The following is a 20,426-nucleotide window of genomic DNA, read 5'->3' as shown; positions in this document are numbered from 1 at the left end:
TCTTTATAAAAAAACCGTTAAAACAAGAAAGAAGCCTTGTTTTAACGGTTTTTGATTTAGTTATCATTCGATTTCAACATCTGGTAATTTTACAGTAAATGTCGTGCCTTTTCCTAACTCACTTGTTACGTCGAGTTTTCCTTTGTGCAATCGAACTAATTGTTGAACGATTGGTAACCCTAAGCCGGATTCGCCATATTTTGTGTTTTTTCTAGAAGGATCAACTTTGTAATAGCGATCCCATATGCTTTTCATTTGTTGTTCTGACATACCAATACCGGTATCGGTCACTTTGATGATCGTTTCAAGATAGCCTTTTTCTAAAGAGACTGTGATCGTTCCATTTTCAGTGAATTGGATCGCATTTTGAATAATGTTGACCATGATCTGTACAAATCGATCATAATCAGCGTATACGTCTAATTGTTCAGGTGCTTCTAAAATCAATTGATTACCCGCAGCTTCTGCTTTTGCTTCCAATTGAGCGACAATATTTTTTAACGTTTCTGTCCCATCAAATTTTTTGATGACCATACTGATTTGATTCGTTCTGATTTTTTCATAATCTAAATTCTCATTGACTAGACGAATCAAACGTTCGGTTTCATTTTTCATTAATTTAATGGCATTTTCCCGTTGGTTTTCTGGGATGGCATTATACTCCAAGCCTTCTAACAAGCCATTAATAGTTGTTAAAGGTGTCCGCATTTCATGAGAAGCATCTGCCATGAATTGTCTGCGCCGATTCTCTTGTTCCTCGATTTCTGCTCGTGATTCTTTCAGTGAGTTGGTCATCTTATTGAAATCGTCTGCTAATTCATCAAATTCATCTTTGTCATTTACAGGTAATTGCACATCGAAGTTGCCATTTGTGACTTCTTTTGTAGCATTTCTCAAACGATTGATCCGTTTGACTTGGAAAGCCGCAAAGGCATAGCTTGCGATGATTGCTATAATACTTGAGAAGATGAAGCCCTTGAAGAGATTCAAGGTGACTGAACGCACGCTATTGTCGATGTTTCTGGCTGGTTGGCTTACAACTAATCCCCCATAAAACTCATGATTCAAGTTGAAAGGAACCAAAGCATAGGAAGTGGCTTGATTCTCTCCTGCGATATTTTTATTTGAAGTAAACTTGACTTGGCGACCGCTTTTCAAACTTTCCCATTGATCTGCTGTAATCGTAAAATTCAAGTAAACCCCAGCAGTTGGATAGATCACTCGCTCATATTTATCAATAAAGATAAAATTGACATTTTGTTCAGTTAATACTTGTTCAGTCAGTTCCAACGCATTTTGGAATGCTTGATCTTGATTAAATTGAGGAAACGTATCCGCAAAGGTTTGGGTCGTTTTCTCCACCGACTCGGCATAACCAAAAAGTTGTTGGTAATTATTTTCTTCGATCGTCTGCTTGGTCAATTGCGTAAAAGAAATACCGACGATCAAGATGATCATCGCGATCATCCCACAAAATGCCAGTAATTGTTGGTATAAATAGCGCATCAGGCAACACCTGAATCATCAAATTTATAGCCTACTCCCCAAACTGTCTGGATCACTTGTGGGCCTACTTTCTCGATTTTTTGACGAAGTTTTTTGATATGGGCGTCGACGGTTCGTTCATCACCAAAATATTGATAATCCCAAACTAGTTCCAATAACTGTTCTCTTGAAAACACTTGTCTTGGTTTTTTTGCTAATGTAAATAAAAGATCGAATTCTTTTGGTGTTAATCCATCGATCGGTTGGTTATTCAAGTAGGCTTCACGCGTTTTCGTATTCATCTTGAAGTGATCGGTTTGGATGTCAAAATTTTGTTCAGATAATGGATTTTCTTCTTTTGTTTCTACCAATTCGCTACGACGGTGTAATGCCTTCATACGTGCAATCAATGTCAAGGGACTAAAAGGTTTAGTGACATAGTCATCAGCTCCCATTTCCAAACCGATCACTTGTTCACTTTCAGAATCTCGGGCGGTCAACATGATGATTGGTACCGTACTTGAAACTTTTCGGATTTCTCGTCCAACCATCATGCCATCCATTGTCGGAAGATTAAGATCCAACGTGACCATATCCCAATGTTGCGGATTCTCTAAAAACGCATCTAATCCTTCTTTTCCGTCATATTTGAAGGTTGCTTCCCATCCTTCATTTAAAAAAAACATCTGCATCATTTCAGATACGGATTGATTATCTTCAATCATTAAAATGTTCATGCTCGTCTCCTCCATTTATCAAATCGTAAGTTTGTAATTTTTTTTCTGTTAATATAAAAATCGGCATGATCGGAAACACTAAGAGTAACATTTCAATAATAAAAAAATTGGTATGTCCTGTGATTTTTAATCCGTAGCCGATCAAGGTCATCAATAATCCGAAAATCAAGAAATATTTTCCGCTTGTTCGTTGGGCAATCCGCCAATGTTCGTCGGATCTGGTGGCACGTTCTGAATGATAACCATAGAAAGGTAAATTACCTTTAGAAGGCAAAATTAAAAATAAGAGCCCTATCAAGGTCAAAAAAAGACCAACTGTTAAAAAAATCATGATTTCACTCTCCAATCTCTGTCTATAGTATACTCTAAAATGGTTGCTGAACCAATAAGTTCAGTAATTCTTCACGAAACGTTTGTCTTTTGTTCATTCTTTGATAAGATAAAGATATTCAAATGAAAAAGGAGTTTTATTTGTGACAAACTATCAAGCAATCACATTTTTCGATCTCGATGGAACTTTATTAGATGGACATTCTAAAATAACTCCTGAGATCGTCGCAGCAATCCAAGCATTAAAAGAAAATGATATCCTACCTGTTATCGCCACTGGACGGACTGAAATGGAAATCAAACAAATTATGCGTGATGCAGGTATTACTTCCGCTGTAACAATGAACGGTTCTTGTATTAGCGTAGAGGGAGAAGTAATTTATTCTGTGCGCTTTTCTAAAGAAGAATGTCAAAAAATGCGTGACCATATCGAAGAGCAAGGTCATGCCCTTTGTTTTTATAATAGAGAGAACATTTGGAGTACTCATCACACAGAGACCATGAGAAAAGCTTATGGCTTTATCCATTCAGATGTGCCACCAATCGATCCTTCCGCTTTTCAGGATCATCCGATCAATATGTTGCTGATTCTTTCCGAATCAGGTGATGAATATTATCATGAACGTTTCCCTGACATGACTTTTTACCGCAATAGTCCCTATTCGATCGATACGGTCAGAAAAGGTATTTCAAAAGGTGCAGGGGTCAAACGCTTAAAAGAAACATTAAAATTAGAGAATGTCCCAACTTTTGGTTTTGGTGACGGGCCGAACGATTTTGCCTTACTTGAAGCTTGTGATCACAAAATCGCGATGGGCAATGCTTACGATGAGTTAAAAGAACTTGCAACCTTCATTACGAAGAAAAATACCGAAGGCGGGATCGTTCACGCATTGAAGCATTTTGAATTGATTTGATCGTCTGCTCTCTCACAATTAGCGATTCGATATTCCATATAAATGGCTGAATCATGTAAAAAAGCCCTAGTTATCATCTAGAATTCAAGGACTCTAACTAGGGCAATAGGCTATAAATTTTTGACAGTAACGTTAAATGACTTTAATTGTGGAACTGCTTAAACATGATAAAAAGAAATAAGTTAAATCTTTGCTACCAAAAGGGACTGTTCACGCAGTTTCTTTTTTCATTTCATTTTAGCCAAGGACTGAGGATTTAACCATCGTTCGTTTATCTCATGGTTAGTAAATTTTATCTAGTCAACGATAGATCTCTCCCCCGTTACTAACTCTCTTTAATTGAAGAAATCACTAAAAACACCGATCCTGAAACAGTCACAATGCGCTGTCCTAAAATTTTTGTATTCAATGGGATACTCACGATCGTGTTGATTGCCTGGTTGGTTGCTAGCTCGTTTATCTCTTCTATTGTCTTACCACCTCTTTTATTATTTTTAGTAGGAACATGCATTGCTTTAATGGTCAATTCCCCACATCTAAAAAGATCGATCCGCACGTATTGGTGCAAATGGTAGCGATGAGGTGCAAGTCGTTATTTTAGTTTTTGCAGCGGAGTTTTCAGGGGGCTTTTCCAAGGTTCCGGTATGGCTGAAGCACTCGCGAATAGCTTTACTTATCTTATTCCAAAACAATTAGCAGGATGCTGGGGATTAGTCCTTGCGTTGATTTCAGCGCCCGGTACTTTCTTTATTTCAAATGATGGTTCTTATTTCGGAGTATTACCCGTTTTAGCAGAAGCCGGACATACCTATGGCTTTACGAATATGCAAATAGCTCTCGCCTCTTTGATGGGTCAAGCCTTCCATTTGCTCAGCCTTTTAGTTGCTTTTATCTATCTTTGGTTACGTTTGACCGGATTGGATATGGGAAAACGGCAACGAGAAGTTGGAAAATATGCCTTAGGTATTTTTACTATTTTTGTCGTCACAATTATTCTTTTTGCTATCTGCCATTTTATATTTCCCAATAAAAACAACCGTCTAAAGTAGATGTCCACTCTGAGAAGTGTTCCGTAAGAGTAGAAAACAATTGATACTCTCTTTTTCGATGTTACAGAACAATTTCTCAGAGTTTTCCATACGGATACTTTATTCCGATTTGTAAAATAAAAGTCATTCACGTTTTAGTCATTTCTCATGAGGTGCAGAATAAAGCATGAGAGACTTATTCATTGACTTAGTTTTTTATAGCTAAAGTAGAAAGGGGGAGAAGAAATGAACAAAGTTGTTGAAGCATTACGTAAAAATTTGGACCTCACACAAAATAAGACATTGTATGTGCTTATTTAAGAAGCGTTTCGTAAAACGATTATTCTTGGCGATATTCCTGCCAATACGTGGCTCAACGAAAAAGTCTTAGCCGAAGAATTGAATATCAGCCGTACACCTATTCGCTTAGCAATGAAACAATTAGTCAATGAAAAATTGTTTGAACGCGTACCCAAAATCGGCATCGTCGTCAAAGGTATCCACATAAAAGACGCTTACGAAATCTATGATATCCGTAAATCTTTAGATACACTTGCCACGATCAAGGCAATGAATCAGATGACAAAACAAGAGTTCATTGAGCTAAAAGAACTATTATTACGAGGTGAAAGCAATAATCAAGCAGATCAAACAGAAAAAGTCTTGCAAAATTTTTCGGACTTCAATACGTTCATCTATGAAAAAAGCCAAATGCTCCGTTTAAAATCCATTGTCTTAGAATTACAAGCTTACTTAGTTTACTTTCACGATATCGCCATTCGCTCTTCCAAACGCAGGGATAAAGCCCTTGAAGAACATTGGCTGATCTATCGCGGGATGCAAACAAAAAATGCAGAACAAATCACTTTGATCACACATGAGCATTTAGTTCGTTCATTACAATTTATTTTAGCTGAAATGGAGCGTAAAAAAATTGACTGACCACAAACTGATCGGTACGATCGCACAGGCTGCACAGCACGCTTTGTTTTACGGAGTAGCATTAAGTTCAAAACCTGGATTAGTCGACCCTATTTCAAATGGCGCGCATACAGATATAGATTTTCAGACCTTTCAAATAAGGATTCAAACAACTAACTTTGCCAATTACCTAGCAATGAGCTGACCGGAGTCAAAACAAAAAAATGTAGCAAAAACACTGTACAATCGTTGGTACAACAGTGTTTTTGCTACTTATATGATTTCTCCTAATGGAGACGGCGGGAGTCGAACCCGCGTCCAAACACATCGCCACTTAAAAATCTACGTTCATAGTCAACTCATTTAGAAGTTCGCTTTACAGCTTGCCGAGTGACAGGCATTCTGTATCGCTAGTCTGATGTTCTCTTTTTCAACTTACAGACGGAAAGTTGAAACGTATCCCACTAAAGTTAGGACCCTTACTCGAGCACATGGGCGATGCCGAGAGGATCTACGCTAACTGTTTTTAGGCAGCTAAAGCGTAAGAGTTGTTTTCGTTTTTAGCAGTTATATTTAACTGTAACGTTTTAGCGTAGACGTAACCTACGAAACGCAATTCAAGCTCGAACTGTGCCTGTCGAATCCGTAACGTCCCCTTAATAAAATGGGTTACGGTATTTTCAAGATACTTACATAATATACCACATATGTAGTTTTTTTTCAATATGGTTGATTGCTTTTCAAATAGATGCTTCACTTCTTGAGAGAAACAAGAAAGATCTAAGAGATAAATAGACATTAGACTTTTCTTGCTCCCTCTTAAAGTGAAGGTTCTTTCTACTTTAGCTACTTTGATCGCAAAAGAGCGTTTCAGCGAATTGTTTTAAGCAAGTGTTTTCGCAACATTCAATTCTGTTTCTTTTTCTGCATATTCAGGCATGTTTTTGAACAATTGTTGCAACAATGGACTTTGGTTATGTCCTTCGATTGCTTGTTCATCCCGCCAATTTTCAACCATCACAAAGACATTTACTTGTTCCGTTGATTCATACAATTGATAACTCAAACAACCGTCTTCTTTTCTAGTCGCTTCGATCAATTGTGTCGCTTCTTCTAAAAATTCAGCGCGTTTCGCTTCTTTGATGGTAAATTTTGCATTGATGATGATCATTCGTCCGTCTCCTTTTTCTTTCTATTTGAAAGAAGTGATTTTTTCTGAAGCTAAACGAACAGATTCGTAGCCTTGATCGACCGCTTTACCAACGGACAAGATCATCACAGGAACATAACGTTCTTTGTCCAAATCGAAAGCTTCTGCTAATTGGTCTGCTTCAAATCCGCCGATTGGATTTGTATCATATCCATGGCTACGTGCAGTTAACATAAATTGCATAGCTGCTAAGCTTGAATCGATTTTCACTACGTCATTCATTTGTTCACGTGTGAAATTTTTGTAATAAGGAATGATCGCTGCTAGTTGTTCGTCACGAACTTCTGCTGGCATTTTGCCTTCTTCCACAGCTTGATCATAAATTTCTTCTCCGTATTCATAGCAATTCATATCACCAAAAATCAAGACCATGGCAGATGATGTATCATTTTGTTTTGTGTTAAAACGGATCAATGGTTTCAATTTTGCTTTTGCTTCTTCGCTTTCAACTACTACAAAGCGCCAAGGTTGTAGATTCACAGAAGATGGTGCTGTTGTTGCTTCTTGGATCATTTCCAACATTTCTTCATGAGGGATTTTCACATTTTCGTCGTACACACGGATTGATTTTCTGCCAAAGACGATATCAGAAAAATCATTGTTTGCTAGAGTTTTATTCATTACTTAACCGCTTCTTTCTTTGTTTTGATTTTTAGTATAATTTATCTAGTAATTGAGTCAGTTGATCGATTTCTTCATCTGATAGCGAAACACACAGGGAGTCATCTGATTCTTGATGATTTTTTTCACACTCAGTCAATTCATTCACTGCTTTATCGGACAAAGAAACGAATACTTCACGATTATTGTTCTCATTTCTTTTTCTGATCACATATCCTTTTTGTTCTAATATCTTTAGATGACGTGAAATAGCTGCCAAATCGATTTTTAAATCGCTCTGTAACTTATTTTGCAAACATTCCCCGTTTTTTTGTAAGAACATCAAGATCTCGTACCTCGTTAAACTAAATCCAGTTTCTTTTTCAAATAAAGCTGTTCCTTCTTGACTGATGATTTTTATCTGATAAAGCAATTGACTTAACTTTCTCAGCTCCATAATATTGCCTCCTACCATCGTTGACTAATCAATTATTGACTTATCAATAATATAGATCATTTACTTCCTTTTGTAAAGTAAAAAGAATAAGAAGCAAGATAAAAGTTATTTTCCCTTTTAACTTGCCCCTTCTTCAACTGTCTGTATTCGAGTATTCTATTTCTTAACGATTATGTATGAATGTTCAATTGCTTCTATTATGTATGCAAATTAAAGGAAGTCTGATAACTAACAATGGCTTATTCAAATCAGACTTCCTGATAGGCGCTAGGTGTATTCATCACTTTAAGATACCATTGCTTGTGTGTACAGCTTGGTTGGTGACTGAAAGACTTGTTCAACGGGACTCAACTCAAAAATATCTGTATATTTTGCGACAACTTTTCCACATTTCTCTAGAATATCTAAGTGATCTGTACGATCATATTCCTCTACACTCATAATCACACAGTTTTCTAATTTTACGATTACTTCTCCGACTACTTTATTTTTGATGCCGATTGGATGACATACATATTTTTGTCCTAAAACGATTGTTTCGCTTGTCATAACCCATTCTCCTCTTGTTCTTTAATATTTTATAAAATGATAATAACATTAAAATTAGATTATGAAAACAAAAATGTTCAATAAACTAAAAAAGAGTTGAAAAAAAGTGATCAAACACCTTTTTTCAACTCTTTTTCACTTTATTTCATAACATTTACAGGAAAATCACCTAACAATAACTCAATATATCGTTCCAAAAATTCTTGATCTAAAGCATCGTAGCCCTCAGTCACACCACAATCGATATCAAGTACTCCGATCAATTGACCTTCTTTGATCATCGGCACTACGATTTCAGATTGTGCGGCTGAATCACATGAAATATAATTTTCATGGGTTTTCACATTCGCAACGATCAATGTTTTTTGTTTTTCGGCTGCTTCGCCACAAACACCTTTTCCCATTTTGATACGGGTACAGGACACTCTACCTTGGAAAGGACCTAAAATTAATTCTTGTCCATCATATAAATAATAGCCGGCAAAGACTGTTTGAGGTAAAGTTTCATTCAATAATGCAGAGGAGTTAGCTAAATTGGCTAACCAGTTGTCTTCCGCTTCTAAAAGACCTTTTTGTTGGAGTAGCAAAATTTCATAAGCATCTCTTTTTTCTTTTTCTGTCCATAACATCCAAAATCACTCCTTCTATGCCCAAAATTATAGCCTAATTCAAGGAGCAACGCTATGATTTGTTTTTGATTCTTAATGACTAGATGATCATTCTGCTTGCTCGATTTCAGCAGCTAGATCTGCATAGTCGATTTCATTTTGGATAAAAGTCGGGTCATTCGTCGGAAAATGTTGCACCAAAGATTCTATTTGACTGATTTCTACTGTTCCTTGCGACACAGTAAAATCAAGGATATGTCCTCCAAATGTTTTCTCATCGTCAATAAAATGCAAATGGAAGCCTGCAGCAGCCACCCCTTGAAATAATTCCGGTGTATAAAAACCAGCAATGGTCCCTTGAATATCTGATCGATGAAACTCTGGCTGGGATTCTGAGATTTTCGCTAAACGTCGATATGGTTTCTCTTGTTTTGGCATGATCCGGATATGCATATCTTTAAATAAACCGCTGATCTTGACTGCTAAAAAGAGATTTTTCCCTGCTGCGTCCTTTAGGATTTGTTCTTTTAATGCTTCGCTAGATAGATGTTTGACTGCAAATGAACGATCCGCTGAAAATGCAGTGATTGCCGCATAAGGAGTGGACTCTTCTCCAGACAAATGGATCAATGCGCCATCTGATCTACCTTGATAGGCTTCACCGTCTAAAAATATCACTTCGCCGTCTAATCCATGTAACGTTCCAAGACCTAGTGTACCGTACTTCAAGACCTCCGCGATGGAAGTAGTACCGTCCATCAGTCCCGCCATTAGCGCACCTAATGTCCCATGTTGATATAATAGTTTCTCTTTCATCTGAACATCCCCTTAGTAAAATTGGTCCGGTAAGATCGTTTCACCTAATTTTTCATTATCTCGATAGTCAATCGGGATATCAATGATGACTGGCCCTTCTGTCGCAAATCCTTCTTCTAAGGCAGATGCCAATTCTTCTGCATTGCTTACTCGCAGACCTTTAGCCCCAAAAGCTTCGGCATATTGAACAAAATCAACTGGACCAAAATCAACCCCTGATGCTCGATCATATTTCATGATTTCTTGAAACTCGACCATATTATAACGACCATCATTCCAAATCAAATGAATGATATTCAGTTTTTTACGCACAGCTGTTTCTAAATCTTGGGCAGAAAATAAGAAGCCACCATCTCCTGACACAGAGATTACTTGCGTATTTGGACGAACCAGTGCAGCAGAGATCGCCCAAGGAAGTGCGACTCCTAATGTTTGCATGCCATTACTGAATAGCAAATGACGCGCTTCATAACTTCTAAAGTGGCGGGCCATCCAAATGTAATGACTACCTACATCAACCGTCACAGTCATGTCGTCCGTTACTTTCGATTGCAGTGTATTGATTACTTCTAATGGATGTAAGATCCCGTCTTCATTACTGGTTTCACAAATATCTCGTGCCTTCAACTTTTCTTGCAACGTATTTAAATATTCTTGCGCATCTACCGATACTTGTGCTTCTTCTAATGACTCTGTCAGTAAATCTAAGGTTGCAGAAATGTCCCCGATTAGTTCACGTTCTGGTTGCATGTAACTGTCGATTTCAGCTGGTGTTTCATCAATGACGATGATTCTAGCATCTTTTTCAGCATTCCAATTTCTCGCTTCATATTCGATTGGATCATAACCAATCGCAATCACTAAATCACTCCGTTTTAACAGCATATCTCCTGGTTGATTGCGGAAGAGACCGACGCGACCAAAAAAGTGGTCTTCTAATTGACGAGAAATCACACCGGCTGCTTGGAAAGTTTCTACCACAGGCAATCCTGTTTTTTCAACAAGTTGACGAATGGCTGCTGTTTCATCTTTACTTGATCCACGCATTCCAACTAACAATACTGGTAACTTCGCCTCACGAATCCGTTCAACTAGATAGTCGATATCTCCTGAAGATGCTGAGCCTAATTTAGGATCTTGTAATGGTTTGATGACATCACTTTTGACTGGTGCATCCACCACATCTTGAGGGATACTGATAAAACTAGCGCCTTTTTTCGAACTCTTTGCCATTCGGTAGGCATTAGCGATAATTTCTGAAATTGTTTCCGGATCTTGAATCTCTGCACTATATTTTGTGATTGGTTCAAACAACGCGGCATTGTTCATGCTTTGATGTGTTAATTTTAATAAATCACTTCGTTTTACTTGGCCTGCGATTGCCAACACAGGATCACCTTCTGCTGTCGCTGTGACTAATCCGGTTGCTAGATTACTTGCACCTGGCCCACTTGTCGCAATCACCACACCTGGTTCTCCAGTAATACGACCAATTGCTTGCGCCATAAAGGCAGCATTTTGCTCATGACGCGTCACGATCAACTCTGGACCATGATCTTCTAATTCATTGAATACTCCATCGATTTTCGCTCCTGGAATACCGAATACGTAATCAACTTGATGATTGATTAAACTTTCTACTACAGTTGTTGAACCTTGTTTTTCTTTAACTACTTCTTCTGATACAGTTTCTACGCCTTGTTTTTCCTTAAACAACATGAGACATCTTCCTTTTCAACGATATTTACATGGTCGTTACATAATAAATATAAATAATATTAATACAGATATCAATACCTGTTTCATCTGTTAGTCTAGCACTTAATGAGTCATTTGTGTAGTAAGATGCAAAAAAAAGACATACATTTTTGTCACATGGACAAAATGTACATCTTTATTATTGATTTTGATATTTTTTTCCTAGAATGATCAGATCATTTTCTTGACTGCCCATGTTGGCAACTTTTGGCAAATGTCCCCAAACGGCATATCCATTTTTGAGAAATAACTTTTTACTTGCCTGATTCACATCGAAAACAAATGCAAGCACTGTCTGGATTTTTAAACGATGCAGTTGAGTTTCCACAAAGCCAAGTGCGGCCTTGCCTAAATGATGACCACGTGTTACCGGGTCTAGATAAATACTGATTTCCGCTGTCTGTTGATACGCAGGCCGACCATAAAAATCACTAAGGCTGATCCAACCAACGATATAATCACCATGCCGCATTACCCAAAGCGGTCTAGAATCAGCATGATGCGCCTCAAACCAAGGGACCCTCGAGTCAACCGTTATCGGTTCTAGGTCCGCCGTTGCTTGCTTCGATGCGATAGACTGATTATAAATGTCTACAATTCGCGGTAAATCCTTGATCGTTGCATAGGTATACTTGATATCGATTGGTTTCGCCCCCTTTATTTTTGAATAGTATAACACGTTTTTTATCATCGTTATACAGCAAAAAAAGGAGATATATCGAAACCAATGATATTACTACTATTAGTATTTATTCTTCAATCTTTTTGATTGTTGGATGAGTTTAAGCGCACGTTTTCGTGTTTTGATATTCGGGCTTTTCAATCGTCTATATGCACTTGAAAGGTCTTGCTTCTCCATTTTAACCCCCTATTTTCTAGAACATTCATTTCACTTTATTTTACTTCTGTAAATTGCATTTTCTTTCTTAATTTTGGCGAATATTTTTTTAACGTTAATCGTTCTGGTGTATTTCTTTTGTTTTTACTCGTCAGATAGATTCGTTCACCAGTTTCCTTGCATTCTAATGTAATGTTTTGACGCATTTTTTCCCCTTCTCTCACTTTTTTTAGTAATTCTATCATTGCCCTATTTGAAACTTTGATCAAACCATCCAAAATTACAAATAGTAATGATTACGATTTATAAAATATAATATACGCTAGTAACGAATTACTGTCAATAAAAAAACGAATGAAAATAGCTTCAAATGGATGGACTCTCATTTTAAACAATAAAAAATAACAAAAAAACTGATTTCCAATGAGCAACTATGTACGCCATCGAACGACAGTTTTTTGTCTTGACTATTGTTTTACAGTTGTTTCTAGTAGTTCAAACAGATCAGCCAGTACAAACTCTGCTTGTGGCTCATCTGCCCAAATACTGACCATACTCCCCATTACCAGTAACTCAGTACCGCTAACCACAGTGGCCGTTGAGATTGTCGCTTGTGCGTTTTTTGCTGTATCAAAGGAGTAATGTCCTTGTTCACTTGTTTTTCGACCAATGACCCAATACCAGTGATCGTTCGTATTCAATAGTCGATGCCCTTGATCAAGTAAAAATTTCGCAGAACTGACGTGATAGTTGTCCCATCCCGCTGTCCAATAGGCAATCATTAAGTCTTGATCGAATCGACCAAATTGTTCTTTTTCCTCGTAGTAGATGCCGTCGTTAAATACGATTGGAATCATCCCATAGGTTTTGACCAGTTGAGCCAACTGATTGGTATAGGTGACAAAATCTCGATACTTCCCAGATTGCTGGAGTCCTCGCCACCCGCCATCAGTTAAATCATTGGCAAATTCATCGCAACCTATATTGAAGGAACTAGTTATCGTTGAGAAGTAGCTCACATATTTTTCAAGTAGTGCTTTCGTGAAAGCGACCGCTTCTTGATTATCCAAATCAAGTGTTCGAATCGACGTTTGATAACAAGGGTGTTCGATGCCTAATTGTTGCATTCCTGTTAGAATCGCATCCATATGTCCAGGGGTATTGATAAGCGGGATCACTTCCATATTTTTTTCCTTAGTCACACTAGCTAACTCTGCCATTTCTGTTTCAGTCAAATAAGTGCCATTAGGATCATCATAGTACTGTTTTGTTCCTGCAATCAATGCTTCTTTGACTGACTGACTGGAATAAGCTTTTCCTTTGACAGTCAGCGCCATGTCATCCAGTAAAAAGCGTAATCCGTTATTTCCCAGTGCAAAAGAAATCGCCGTGTATCGACATTGACTTGCTTTTTTTATGATCTGGATCAATTGTTCTTTCGAAAAATATTTACGTCCATTATCAATCAATAAAACCTTTTTCATCTTTACCTCCACAAAAAGAAATCGTTTACATATTATACAATAAAGTAGGCCTAACGAAAATACTCTTTTGCACTTAAATAAAAAAATCCCCCTCTCAACCAGATTACTCGATCGTTAAGAAGGGAGGTTGCTTATTCAACTGAATCTACACAGAATGCCTTTTCTTTGGCTAAAAAGAACGGACGGAGATAACCGACAGTGTTTGATAGAGGCAGCAATTCTTCACTTACATGAATCTTCAAGACATCCGCTAAATATTGCTTACGTCTAACAATCCGCTCCCACATGTCTGGATATTGTGCCTTCATTTCATTTCTCAATCCTTCATCTGCAAGTACCACACATTCTTCTGCACTTACTCCAGTATATCCTGATACAGAAGGAATAATATCTAATTGGAAGATCATACCACTCTTGATGATTTCTTGCGAACCAGAATAAATGGGTGAGGCTAACCATTCTTCATCCGCCGTCAAGTGTCCGGGATTCAAATGCCAATGATAGGTCGCTTGTGGCAAGACTGTTTCAATCAACTGATAGAGATCAGCCCCTTTCATTCCGATATGGATAGCTTCTAACCAACTAACGATAGCTGCATAATATGGTTTTGCTACTCGATCAAGATAATCGGCTTGTTCTACCGGCAGTTGAGCTTCTTCTTCGATCACAAATCCTGTACGACTGGATAAGCCACCTTTGAAGCCTGTCGTCAATGACAGTGGATCACCTAATTGGATCGTTTTTGCTGTCGGATAAAGATTCGCAAATTCAAAACGGCGTCCAGTTGCAGTAATCGTGATCACTGTATTCGCTTGTCCTTGTCCGTGCAACAACTCTCCGATCTCGGATTCTTTCACACCAAGCTCAATGGCATCTAATGCACGTAGCATGCAAGATGAAGCAAGATTTGCCCCATATTCGTAGTGTGCGATTTCATTTGCATTATTCATGACACGCGCCCCTTCCTCACCAATCAATAGATGAGTGCCATTGACGATAGCAGTTTCCACAGTGATTGCTTGTTTTAGCGCATCTACGATAAAAAATGGTACATCGAACAATTGGCTATTGTCTTGTGTCATAGACGTAAACAACTTCCAACCGACTAATCCGATTTTCTTTCTATCTGCCACCTTTAATGATGCAAAAATAGCTGACAGATTTTGTTCATTGTCCATTGGTTGATTCGGTAAAGAAAATGCTGGATAATGGATCAAATCAGCAGTGATACGCGCATGTGCATTCATTTTTAGATTCTCATTCCCAAGGATCATCGTGAATTTGCCCGATTGATCTAACACCAATAATCCTTCTTCAAATCGCGGAATAAAGCCTGTAAAATATTCAAAATTACCACCATGCTCTTTATCTGCATATATCACCAACAGATCTATCGCTTCGTCTTTCATGCGTTCGATCGTTTTGTTGATTCGTTCGGTGATCGTCTCCTCTGTTAAAAAGACAGGGGAAACATCAGGAAAAATCGCTGGTTTTGGTATAGTTGTTAACTGGATGTTTTCTTTTTTCATTCATTCTTCCTCGCTTCTATGAGTTCTACATGGTTCTCAGTCAGTGCTTTGGCTAATGCTTTTGGAGGCTTTTGATCCGTGATCAAATAATCAATGGCTGATAAGTCGCAAACTTTATAAAAACCAGTTTTATCTAGTTTTGTATGATCCGCTAGCGCGATCACGCTACGTCCTTGTTGGATCATCTGACGTTTTACTAAGCCTTCTTCCTCTGTATGGATGAACAGTCCTTCGCTTGACAACGCAAATACTCCAAGTAGTGTGTAGTCTGCTTGATAATTTTTCAACTGTTCCACTGTTTCCGTTCCAAATAAAAACAACTGTTCTTTGTGTAATTTACCGGGTAATAAGGAAATAGCTGTTTTCGGATGATTGGCTAGTAATAAAGCGTGAGATAAAGAATTAGTCACCGCATGGATTTTTTTGTCCGGTAGTTCTCTGATCACTGCTTCCACTGTAGTCGAAGAATCGAAGATGATTGAGGAAGGATCTGCCATTATTTCAAGCACCTGCTCAGCCATTTGTTTTTTCACTTCATTTAGGATCGATGACCGTTTCTCATAATCAAAGATCGTTGCTTCTTTTTGAAGCGCTAAAGCACCGCCATGGGTCCGTTTGATTTGGTGCTGTTTTTCTAACTGGATCAAGTCGCGGCGAATCGTATCTTTAGACACGTCTAAGCGATCTGCTAAATCTTCAATCGAAGCACTTTTTTCTTGATCAATCATTGTTTTAATACGCTGGATGCGTTCTTCCTTTAACATGACGCTCACTCCTCTTACCTAGGATACGACATTTTGCATTACTTTGCAACTTTATGCTTTTTTAGCAAAAAAAATATGACATTATCCCTCTCGCACTAGCAAAAACCGAATGAACGGCAAAAATAGTAGTGTCCTCTGCAAAAAAATAAGACACCAGCTACAAAATTTGGAGAACGAATCTCGTGGACGCCACCTTATTGCTCAAGTTTAAAGGCTTCTACCCAGACTTCTTTATGGTTGATCGATTCCAATCGTAACAGCTCGCTTCTCTTAAATCGTTTCTATGCGTCTTAGCAAATTAAAAAACTGATCGATTAGTTAAACTGCACCAGCTTCCAAAAATTCTTGACGGCCCCCTACCACACACTTCAATAGGGTCATCTGTGTTATCAGAAACACACTGCACTGATCGTGACCCTCGAATTTGTAAAATAGTAACAAGCTATTTCAACGATCGCCCGCCTTGAATTTGGAAAAATGATCCAAATCACTATATCAAGCTAACTATCTCCCATGCTATTCGCTGTTTTTTTCCAATTGGGATTCATTTTCAATCTGGCACTTTTTGTTAAGCGATAAGGATTTACAACATAATGCACTCTGTTGCAATCACCAAAATACTCATCCTAATTTTCTAGTGACTTTCAGATAAAAATGCCGATAAAGAAACAGTGGCTTGCTTCAATACAATATCCTCAGCATTGAAAGCCAGTCACTGTTTCAGTAATTAATTGTTCAATTATTTTATTTATAAATTTGATTCAGGTGTAAGTTCGCTTAGTTTCAACTCTTTCTCTAGAAATAAGCGCTTCTTCAACTTGACTATCGTTGATCAGCGAGCGTTTCTTCAATATTTCCCACGATATTCTCTACTGTCAGACCATTTTCCGCTAATAGTTCCGATGCTTCATAACGATCATGAAATGCTTTATCTAAGCCGTAAGTTTGTACAAGGATCGCAGCATCCCCCAAATAGCCAGCAACCATTTGTCCATACCCGCCCTCCAAGATACCATCTTCAAGTGTAACTACTATATCGTGGGTTTCTTTGAGTTCATCTAGTAATTCAGTGTCTATCCCAGAGATGAATGCTGGATTGATCACCGTAGCAGTTAGCTGGAGAGTTTTCTTTAATTCAATAGCCACTTTTTCTGCCAAACCATAAAAATTACCTACACCTATAATTGCTACTTTTTCGCCTTTTTGAATGACTTTGTTCTTATATAACTGGCTGTAATCTGTCCGATCTACTTCACCAGAAGAAGTGATCGGACCGACTGGTACGCGGATTGCCACTAATTGATCCGTTTGATCGATCGACCATTCAAGCATCGCTAAGTACTCTTCTTTCGTAGTTGGGGCTAAGTAGACTAAATTAGGGATATGGCTCAAAAATGGAATATCAAAGATCCCTAAATGACTTTCATCATTCATTCCGTTTACAGAAGCAAGTGTCACGAGGATTGTACCTGATAAGCGATTCAGCGCTAAGTCATGGGAGATTTGATCATAACTTCTTTGTAAAAACGGTGAATGGACTGCCCATACTGGTTTTACTCCGCCTTTGGCTAAACCAGCAGTCATCGTTGCCGCATGTTCTTCAGCAATTCCTACATCCACAAATTTTGCCCCGACTTGTTGGCGTTGCTCTGGCGAAAATAAAATCATCGGTGTCCCTGCATTTACGGCTACTACTGTCGGATCTTCAGCCATTTTGCGTAATAAAAAGTCTGTTGTTATGCTGCTGTAGGTTTCTTTCCCTTTCGATCGCAGATACTCACCTGTTTCGAGACTAAACGGTCCACCCGCATGGAACTTTTCACGATTTTCTTCTGCAAAGGAGTATCCTTTTCCTTTGACGGTATGGATATGTAGCACAACCGGCGTATTTTGATCTTTTACTTCTTTGAATAACTCGATCAAAGCAGCTAAATCATTGCCTGCTTCCAGATAATGATAATCAAGTCCTAATGCTTTAAAGAAATTGTTCGTAGCTTGACCATTCGTTTCCCTTAGCTCTTTGAGATTTTTGTAAAGTCCCCCATGATTTTCTGCGATCGACTGGTCATTATCATTGACGATAATGATCGTATTCGTGCCTAGTTCAGAAATATTGTTCAAACCTTCATAGGCTAAGCCACCCGATAAAGACCCATCGCCAATCACTGCAATGACATTATTTGTTTCATTTTTCAAATCTCTTGCCTTAGCTAGACCGTTTGCTAAAGACAATGAAGTCGATGTATGACCGATCGTGAAGAGATCATGTTCGCTCTCTAATGGGTTCGTGTAACCTGAGACTTCCTGGTAATGCGCTTGGTCCAAAAACGCTTGTGCTCTTCCTGTCAACATTTTATGCACATAAGTTTGATGTGAGACATCAAAAACAAATTGATCTTCTGGTGAATCGAACACATAATGTAGCGCCGCCGTCATTTCAACAACACCTAGATTTGGGCCATTATGTCCACCGTATTGGCTGATTTTTTCCAATAACGTGGCACGTGCTTCCTCTACCACTTGTTGGAGCTCTTCTTGTTTCAATTTCTTTAGATCTTGAGGACCTTTTATTCGTTTTAATAACATGAATTTCCCTCCTTTATTTCTGCTTAATCATACACCTTGAACCGAACTCTAAGTCAAGTGATTTTTTTAACAAATGATTCTAATTGTGGTAAATATCGAATACGCTGTTATAAGCTTTTTCCCATAAAAAAACCGCAGATTCTTCAATCTACGGTTTCTATTTATTTCTTAGATGAATCGTTCACAATGATTTTAATCATTTTTTTTGGATTTCGACGCTTGTCACTAATAATTTGATAACTAACTAGAACGATCAAAAACAAAATCGCGCCTATCAAAACGTACAATATTTGTGTTGTTTCTCCCAATGGTGGTAAAACATTCTTCTTAGGCGGAGCGCTTGGTGTCACTGATTCTTTCGGATCTCTAGTATTCGGCTTTGTAGGGCTTGTTTCTTGTGTAGCGTTTGAGTCAAACTCTAGCTCTCCAATGACTTCAATTGTATTAGAACTAGCTTCTATGAGCATCTGTGGCAATCCAACGATCAATAGACCTAAAACCATGAACAAACAAAGAATTGTTTGTTTTTTTTGTTTCATCCAATCACCTCACAATTTGAACTATGGATAAGGATCGCCAGCTTCATCTAGGGCTTCAATGTTCAACGTCAACGTACTTGCAATTGAGATTGCTCCTTTATCCGTTGGAAAATCAAGAATATCAGTATCAACTTCTCCTTTAAAAGTAAAAGTCGCTGCGCTATCTCCTTGTAGATCACTAGGACGTGCATTCGGTGAAGCCAAGGTCATCAAGTCTCCTGATAAATTTGAATTTACTGCCCCATTTTCAATCAAAAGATTGTTGCTCCCTAAACTAACAACCAACGTTAACTGATCGATTGCTGAGATATCTCCAGAAGAAACTGTGTAACTTCCTAGACTGATTTTTACTGGACGACCCGAATGATTGGTGATCTTATGCTCTCCACCTAAAATCGTCTTATAGTCTTCTGGTTCAGTGAAGAAAACAGCTTTTAATGGTAACGTCACATTCAACCACTTATCTGGATTTCCTGGTTCTGGCGCTTCAGGATCTGTGTTATCAAATCCTAAAGTTCCATTGATCTCCACATCTGCAGTCGTATCAATCGACCCACCTATTGAATTATCGATCGTTTGGTCCTCTCCGTTGATGATAATATCAGCTTGAACACTTGCCCCTGTTGCTAAAATCGTGCCGAACATCAATCCTGTTGCTAAAATATTTTTTACTTTCATTTTGTTATCTCCTTTATTTATCTCTTTATATTCTAAAGCATGATTGCTTTATTCCGTCTTTACTGATTGACATTGATGGTCACGTCAACCGTCGTTTTACCCATAAGCTTTTTATTTTCTAAATCATAAAACTCTAATTCCACTACTCCTGGATGCGTGCCTGTCGTTAACTCTTTTGCCAATGTTAATTCGGTTACTTCATATCCAGGCTCCAATAAACCCGTTTCATACAGTGTTTCTTTAGAATCCTTTATGGACAATATTGCTTGCTGCCCATAACGATTGGTCGGTAAGTTTTGGATCCAAATGTTTCCCGTTTTACCATCCGCATTGACCCTGACTTCCGGATACACATTGATAGTGACATTACTATCGTCTACTGCTTGGTTGGCATATTTTTTCAATTGGTCTCCTGTCATTTTTTCCGCATGTTTGATCTCGGGAAAATCATCCGACAAAATCTGCGTTGGTTGGTTATTGGCATACCAATACCAACCAATCGCAACTAACACGAGCAATAATAAAAGAATTGCCAGTAATCTTTTTTTCTTTTGTTGTTCATTCTTTTCACTTAGTTTCTGTGTGATCATGT

22 protein-coding genes, 1 other RNA gene and 2 pseudogenes are annotated in these 20,426 nt (G+C 38.1%); 4 read left to right on the top strand and 21 right to left on the bottom strand.

Annotation, left to right across the window (positions count from 1 at the left end; genetic code table 11):
- Positions 1–63 precede the first annotated feature (63 nt).
- From P3R27_RS03260 to P3R27_RS03250, 3 genes are read right to left on the bottom strand one after another with little or no spacing between them, the layout of a single operon-like run.
- Complete coding sequence (locus tag P3R27_RS03260) at positions 64–1,506, bottom strand: ATP-binding protein (protein ID WP_034687735.1); 1,443 nt, start codon at positions 1,504–1,506, stop codon at positions 64–66.
- Positions 1,506–2,222: a winged helix-turn-helix domain-containing protein gene (locus tag P3R27_RS03255; RefSeq protein WP_301356974.1), complete on the bottom strand. Its 717-nt coding sequence runs from the start codon at positions 2,220–2,222 to the stop codon at positions 1,506–1,508. The genes P3R27_RS03260 and P3R27_RS03255 overlap by 1 nt, the downstream gene beginning before the upstream one ends.
- Positions 2,203–2,553 carry an SdpI family protein gene (locus tag P3R27_RS03250; RefSeq protein ID WP_034687740.1) on the bottom strand — a complete coding sequence of 117 codons (351 nt, stop codon included), beginning with the start codon at positions 2,551–2,553 and terminating at the stop codon, positions 2,203–2,205. The genes P3R27_RS03255 and P3R27_RS03250 overlap by 20 nt, the downstream gene beginning before the upstream one ends.
- Positions 2,554–2,695: 142 nt before the next feature.
- Here P3R27_RS03250 and P3R27_RS03245 point away from each other — a divergent pair, with 142 nt between their 5' ends.
- The 4 genes and pseudogenes from P3R27_RS03245 (at position 2,696) to P3R27_RS03230 (ending at position 5,623) form a co-directional block, all read left to right on the top strand.
- Complete coding sequence (locus tag P3R27_RS03245) at positions 2,696–3,469, top strand: Cof-type HAD-IIB family hydrolase (protein ID WP_301356973.1); 774 nt, start codon at positions 2,696–2,698, stop codon at positions 3,467–3,469.
- Positions 3,470–3,825: 356 nt separating this feature from the next.
- A pseudogene (locus P3R27_RS03240) lies at positions 3,826–4,499 on the top strand (CitMHS family transporter); the annotation flags it as partial.
- 244 nt (positions 4,500–4,743) lie between these two features.
- Positions 4,744–5,439 (top strand): annotated as a pseudogene (locus P3R27_RS03235) (GntR family transcriptional regulator).
- Entirely contained in the window at positions 5,432–5,623 is a 192-nt protein-coding gene (locus P3R27_RS03230; protein WP_301356972.1) for a triphosphoribosyl-dephospho-CoA synthase, read from the top strand. Before P3R27_RS03235 ends, P3R27_RS03230 begins: the two are co-directional and overlap by 8 nt.
- An 83-nt stretch (positions 5,624–5,706) precedes the next feature.
- On the opposite strand, the gene ssrA is transcribed toward P3R27_RS03230, so the two are convergent.
- The 18 genes from ssrA to P3R27_RS03140 all read right to left on the bottom strand — a co-directional run bounded on the left by ssrA (position 5,707) and on the right by P3R27_RS03140 (position 20,424).
- Positions 5,707–6,074, bottom strand: a transfer-messenger RNA (tmRNA) gene (gene ssrA, locus P3R27_RS03225).
- Positions 6,075–6,301: 227 nt separating this feature from the next.
- Complete coding sequence (locus tag P3R27_RS03220) at positions 6,302–6,589, bottom strand: putative quinol monooxygenase (protein ID WP_023519920.1); 288 nt, start codon at positions 6,587–6,589, stop codon at positions 6,302–6,304.
- Between the two features lie 21 nt (positions 6,590–6,610).
- Positions 6,611–7,249 carry a nitroreductase family protein gene (locus P3R27_RS03215; protein WP_010735080.1) on the bottom strand — a complete coding sequence of 213 codons (639 nt, stop codon included), beginning with the start codon at positions 7,247–7,249 and terminating at the stop codon, positions 6,611–6,613.
- Between the two features lie 31 nt (positions 7,250–7,280).
- Positions 7,281–7,685, bottom strand: coding sequence for a MarR family winged helix-turn-helix transcriptional regulator (locus P3R27_RS03210; RefSeq protein ID WP_034687748.1), 405 nt, complete (start codon positions 7,683–7,685; stop codon positions 7,281–7,283).
- Between the two features lie 285 nt (positions 7,686–7,970).
- The gene (locus P3R27_RS03205) at positions 7,971–8,234 is read right to left on the bottom strand and encodes a hypothetical protein (RefSeq protein WP_034687749.1); all 264 of its coding nucleotides are present in this window, start codon (positions 8,232–8,234) and stop codon (positions 7,971–7,973) included.
- A 140-nt stretch (positions 8,235–8,374) separates the two neighbouring features.
- Entirely contained in the window at positions 8,375–8,863 is a 489-nt protein-coding gene (locus P3R27_RS03200) for a free L-methionine (R)-S-oxide reductase MsrC (protein WP_034687751.1), read from the bottom strand.
- Between the two features lie 87 nt (positions 8,864–8,950).
- Positions 8,951–9,658, bottom strand: coding sequence for an acetolactate decarboxylase (gene budA / locus P3R27_RS03195; RefSeq protein WP_301356968.1), 708 nt, complete (start codon positions 9,656–9,658; stop codon positions 8,951–8,953).
- A gap of 12 nt (positions 9,659–9,670) precedes the next feature.
- On the bottom strand, positions 9,671–11,377 hold the full coding sequence (gene alsS / locus P3R27_RS03190) for an acetolactate synthase AlsS (RefSeq protein WP_301356967.1): 1,707 nt from the start codon (positions 11,375–11,377) through the stop codon (positions 9,671–9,673).
- 178 nt (positions 11,378–11,555) lie between these two features.
- Positions 11,556–12,107, bottom strand: coding sequence for a GNAT family N-acetyltransferase (locus P3R27_RS03185; protein ID WP_271524268.1), 552 nt, complete (start codon positions 12,105–12,107; stop codon positions 11,556–11,558).
- A gap of 51 nt (positions 12,108–12,158) precedes the next feature.
- Positions 12,159–12,275: a putative metal homeostasis protein gene (locus P3R27_RS03180; protein ID WP_126134186.1), complete on the bottom strand. Its 117-nt coding sequence runs from the start codon at positions 12,273–12,275 to the stop codon at positions 12,159–12,161.
- Between the two features lie 35 nt (positions 12,276–12,310).
- On the bottom strand, positions 12,311–12,460 hold the full coding sequence (rpmG, locus tag P3R27_RS03175) for a 50S ribosomal protein L33 (protein WP_034687754.1): 150 nt from the start codon (positions 12,458–12,460) through the stop codon (positions 12,311–12,313).
- A 261-nt stretch (positions 12,461–12,721) separates the two neighbouring features.
- On the bottom strand, positions 12,722–13,738 hold the full coding sequence (locus tag P3R27_RS03170; protein WP_301356966.1) for a beta-N-acetylhexosaminidase: 1,017 nt from the start codon (positions 13,736–13,738) through the stop codon (positions 12,722–12,724).
- Positions 13,739–13,869: 131 nt separating this feature from the next.
- Positions 13,870–15,267, bottom strand: a complete 1,398-nt coding sequence (locus P3R27_RS03165; RefSeq protein ID WP_301356965.1) for a M24 family metallopeptidase — start codon at positions 15,265–15,267, stop codon at positions 13,870–13,872.
- The gene (locus tag P3R27_RS03160; protein ID WP_126134188.1) at positions 15,264–16,031 is read right to left on the bottom strand and encodes a DeoR/GlpR family DNA-binding transcription regulator; all 768 of its coding nucleotides are present in this window, start codon (positions 16,029–16,031) and stop codon (positions 15,264–15,266) included. The genes P3R27_RS03165 and P3R27_RS03160 overlap by 4 nt, the downstream gene beginning before the upstream one ends.
- Positions 16,032–16,853: 822 nt before the next feature.
- Positions 16,854–18,617 carry a 1-deoxy-D-xylulose-5-phosphate synthase gene (locus tag P3R27_RS03155; protein WP_301356964.1) on the bottom strand — a complete coding sequence of 588 codons (1,764 nt, stop codon included), beginning with the start codon at positions 18,615–18,617 and terminating at the stop codon, positions 16,854–16,856.
- A gap of 161 nt (positions 18,618–18,778) precedes the next feature.
- On the bottom strand, positions 18,779–19,156 hold the full coding sequence (locus tag P3R27_RS03150) for an EF2685/EF0750 family sortase-dependent surface protein (RefSeq protein WP_051536110.1): 378 nt from the start codon (positions 19,154–19,156) through the stop codon (positions 18,779–18,781).
- Between the two features lie 21 nt (positions 19,157–19,177).
- Positions 19,178–19,834 carry a hypothetical protein gene (locus tag P3R27_RS03145; RefSeq protein WP_301356961.1) on the bottom strand — a complete coding sequence of 219 codons (657 nt, stop codon included), beginning with the start codon at positions 19,832–19,834 and terminating at the stop codon, positions 19,178–19,180.
- Positions 19,835–19,893: 59 nt separating this feature from the next.
- The gene (locus P3R27_RS03140; protein ID WP_034687761.1) at positions 19,894–20,424 is read right to left on the bottom strand and encodes a hypothetical protein; all 531 of its coding nucleotides are present in this window, start codon (positions 20,422–20,424) and stop codon (positions 19,894–19,896) included.
- Between the last annotated feature and the right edge of the window lie 2 nt (positions 20,425–20,426).

Origin of the sequence: Enterococcus spodopteracolus (genome assembly GCF_030441955.1) — a bacterium.
In the GTDB taxonomy this organism is placed as follows: Bacteria; Bacillota; Bacilli; order Lactobacillales; family Enterococcaceae; genus Enterococcus_B; species Enterococcus_B spodopteracolus.
This window is presented reverse-complemented; position numbering and strand designations above follow the sequence as displayed.

Bases quoted from the DNA above. Each gene is read 5' to 3' on its own strand.
- P3R27_RS03260 (WP_034687735.1), bottom strand. From the start codon at position 1,506: ATGCGCTATTTATACCAACAATTACTGGCATTTTGTGGGATGATCGCG.
- P3R27_RS03255 (WP_301356974.1), bottom strand. From the start codon at position 2,222: ATGAACATTTTAATGATTGAAGATAATCAATCCGTATCTGAAATGATG.
- P3R27_RS03250 (WP_034687740.1), bottom strand. From the start codon at position 2,553: ATGATTTTTTTAACAGTTGGTCTTTTTTTGACCTTGATAGGGCTCTTA.
- P3R27_RS03220 (WP_023519920.1), bottom strand. From the start codon at position 6,589: ATGATCATCATCAATGCAAAATTTACCATCAAAGAAGCGAAACGCGCT.
- P3R27_RS03215 (WP_010735080.1), bottom strand. From the start codon at position 7,249: ATGAATAAAACTCTAGCAAACAATGATTTTTCTGATATCGTCTTTGGC.
- P3R27_RS03210 (WP_034687748.1), bottom strand. From the start codon at position 7,685: ATGGAGCTGAGAAAGTTAAGTCAATTGCTTTATCAGATAAAAATCATC.
- P3R27_RS03205 (WP_034687749.1), bottom strand. From the start codon at position 8,234: ATGACAAGCGAAACAATCGTTTTAGGACAAAAATATGTATGTCATCCA.
- P3R27_RS03200 (WP_034687751.1), bottom strand. From the start codon at position 8,863: ATGTTATGGACAGAAAAAGAAAAAAGAGATGCTTATGAAATTTTGCTA.
- budA (WP_301356968.1), bottom strand. From the start codon at position 9,658: ATGAAAGAGAAACTATTATATCAACATGGGACATTAGGTGCGCTAATG.
- alsS (WP_301356967.1), bottom strand. From the start codon at position 11,377: ATGTTGTTTAAGGAAAAACAAGGCGTAGAAACTGTATCAGAAGAAGTA.
- P3R27_RS03185 (WP_271524268.1), bottom strand. From the start codon at position 12,107: ATGATAAAAAACGTGTTATACTATTCAAAAATAAAGGGGGCGAAACCA.
- P3R27_RS03180 (WP_126134186.1), bottom strand. From the start codon at position 12,275: ATGGAGAAGCAAGACCTTTCAAGTGCATATAGACGATTGAAAAGCCCG.
- rpmG (WP_034687754.1), bottom strand. From the start codon at position 12,460: ATGCGTCAAAACATTACATTAGAATGCAAGGAAACTGGTGAACGAATC.
- P3R27_RS03170 (WP_301356966.1), bottom strand. From the start codon at position 13,738: ATGAAAAAGGTTTTATTGATTGATAATGGACGTAAATATTTTTCGAAA.
- P3R27_RS03165 (WP_301356965.1), bottom strand. From the start codon at position 15,267: ATGAAAAAAGAAAACATCCAGTTAACAACTATACCAAAACCAGCGATT.
- P3R27_RS03160 (WP_126134188.1), bottom strand. From the start codon at position 16,031: ATGTTAAAGGAAGAACGCATCCAGCGTATTAAAACAATGATTGATCAA.
- P3R27_RS03155 (WP_301356964.1), bottom strand. From the start codon at position 18,617: ATGTTATTAAAACGAATAAAAGGTCCTCAAGATCTAAAGAAATTGAAA.
- P3R27_RS03150 (WP_051536110.1), bottom strand. From the start codon at position 19,156: ATGAAACAAAAAAAACAAACAATTCTTTGTTTGTTCATGGTTTTAGGT.
- P3R27_RS03145 (WP_301356961.1), bottom strand. From the start codon at position 19,834: ATGAAAGTAAAAAATATTTTAGCAACAGGATTGATGTTCGGCACGATT.
- P3R27_RS03140 (WP_034687761.1), bottom strand. From the start codon at position 20,424: ATGATCACACAGAAACTAAGTGAAAAGAATGAACAACAAAAGAAAAAA.